The sequence below is a fragment of the Mesorhizobium sp. M7A.F.Ca.CA.002.05.1.1 genome (assembly GCF_003998335.1).
Taxonomy (GTDB): Bacteria; Pseudomonadota; Alphaproteobacteria; order Rhizobiales; family Rhizobiaceae; genus Mesorhizobium.
Map to the genome: position 1 here is coordinate 1 of NZ_RZQI01000968.1, position 2,156 is coordinate 2,156.

The 2,156-nt window shown below is 64.7% G+C and carries 2 protein-coding genes; both read right to left on the minus strand.

Annotation, left to right across the window (positions count from 1 at the left end):
* The coding region (locus tag EN939_RS31245; RefSeq protein WP_127271466.1) for an ASKHA domain-containing protein at positions 1-1,362 on the minus strand (1,362 nt) is incomplete at its 3' end.
* The coding region (locus tag EN939_RS31250; RefSeq protein WP_164751381.1) for a methyltetrahydrofolate cobalamin methyltransferase at positions 1,313-2,156 on the minus strand (844 nt) is incomplete at its 5' end. The genes EN939_RS31250 and EN939_RS31245, both read right to left, overlap by 50 nt.

Sequence of the window (2,156 nt, forward strand, 5' to 3'; positions counted from 1 at the left end):
CACACGCTCGATGGCGCCCGGTGCTGCGCGCTGGCCGCCGGAGATTTCGGCACCCTCGAAGGCAGGGCCTGTGGGCGAGGAGGCCGCAACCACACGCTGGCGATTGCCGAGTACGATCTCGGCATTGGTACCGACATCGACGATCAGCATCATCTCGTCCTGGCGATGCGGGCCTTCCGACAGCGTCACCGCCGCCGCGTCCGCTCCGACATGGCCGGCGATGCAAGGCAGCATGTAGAGCCTGGCGCCCTGGTTGAGCTTCAGGCCGATGTCGGATGCCTTGATGTGCACAGCGCCCGAAACGGCCAGCGCAAAGGGCGCGCCGCCAAGCTCGGTCGGATCGATGCCGAGGAACAGATGGTGCATGATCGGATTGCCGACGAAGACGCTGTCCAGGATGTCGTTGCGCTGGACATTGCCTTCGGCGCAGACCTTGTCGACCAGCCCGGAGATTGCCTCACGCACGGCGACCGTCATGCCTTCGCGGCCGTCAGGATTCATCATCACATAGGAGACGCGGCTCATCAGATCCTCGCCGAAGCGGATCTGCGGGTTCGAGGTGCCGGAGGAGGCGGCGACGCGGCCCGACAGCAGCGACACCAGATGCATGGCGATGGTGGTCGAGCCGATGTCGCAGGCGAGACCGTAGGCCTCGTTCTTGAGGCCGGGCCAAAGTGCTACGACGCGCGCGGTCTCCGAATCGGCATCCTTGTAGATGGCGGCGGTCGCGGTCCAGTTGCCCTTGCGCAGGATACCTTGCACCTGCGGCAGCAGATAAAAATCGAAATCAAGGCTTTTCAGGCCCCAATCGTGCATCAGCGCGATCTTCAGCCGGTCGAGATCGCCAAGCGGCTTGTGCATGTCGGGTTCTTCGATCTCGACATAGCACATGCGGATCGCCGCATCGCGGGCGATCACCCTGGTGTCGGCATCCTTGCGGATGGTCTGCGCGTTGATGACCGTGTCCTGCGGCACGTCGATGACGAGGTCGCCGAGAATCTGCGCCGAGCAGGAGAGGCGGCGCCGTTCGGGCAGGCCACGGACGCGCTCATAGCGCTCTTCCTTGGCGCCCTTGGGCGTGATGTGGTCGTTGGAGGAGGTGATCTTGTGCTTGGCGAAATTGCCTTCCTGCACTTCGATCTGGCAGCGTCCGCAAGTGGCGCGTCCGCCGCAGACGCTTTCGACATAGACGCCTAGCTGGCGCGCGGCATCGAGCACCGGCGTGCCGACAGGAAAACGCCCGCGCTTGCCGGACGGCATGAACAGCACGAGCGGGTCGGTGATGTTGGCAGGTGAGTTCACGATTGCGCGCTTATCCTCGGCCCATCCGGGCTTCACGGCCGCCACGGCGGCGGCCGCCATTGCCGGCGCCGTCGCCCGGCGCATTGACTTGCGTCGGGGCGGCAACGGCCTGGCCGCCTTCGGCCGGCTTGTAATCCTTATAGGTGCGGATCCAGTTGGTGCAGTTCTCGTCGGTGCCGTTCAGCACATTCGCGCCGCGCACGGCTTCCATTTCCTGCGGGCGCACCGGGTTCATGATCGCCGAGGTCATGCCGGCGCCGATAACCATCGGAATGAAGGCAGCGTTGATGCCATGGCGATGCGGCAGGCCGAACGAGATGTTGGACAGGCCACAGGTGGTGTTGACCTTGAGCTCTTCACGCAGGCGGCGCAGCAGCGCGAAGACCTGGCGGCCGGCATCGCCCAGCGCGCCGATCGGCATCACCAGCGGGTCGACGACGACGTCATGCGCCGGAATGCCGAAATCGGCGCAGCGCTCGACGATCTTCTTGGCGACGGCGAAACGCACGTCCGGATCCATTGAAATGCCCGTCTCGTCGTTGGAGATGGCGACGACCGGCACGTTGTACTTCTTGACCAGCGGCAGGATGGCTTCGAGCTTTTCTTCCTCGCCGGTGACGGAGTTGACCAGCGGACGGCCCTTGGCGACCTTGAGTGCTGCTTCGATCGCGGCGGTGACGGAACTGTCGATCGACAGCGGCAGGTCGACCAGCCCCTGCACGATCTCCAGCGTCTGCACCAAAAGGCCGGGTTCGGTCTCGTTCGGGTTAACCGAAGTGACGCCGGCGTTGACATCGAGCATGGTGGCGCCGCAGGCTGCCTGCTCGAGTGCGTCCCGGATGACGGTGTCGAAA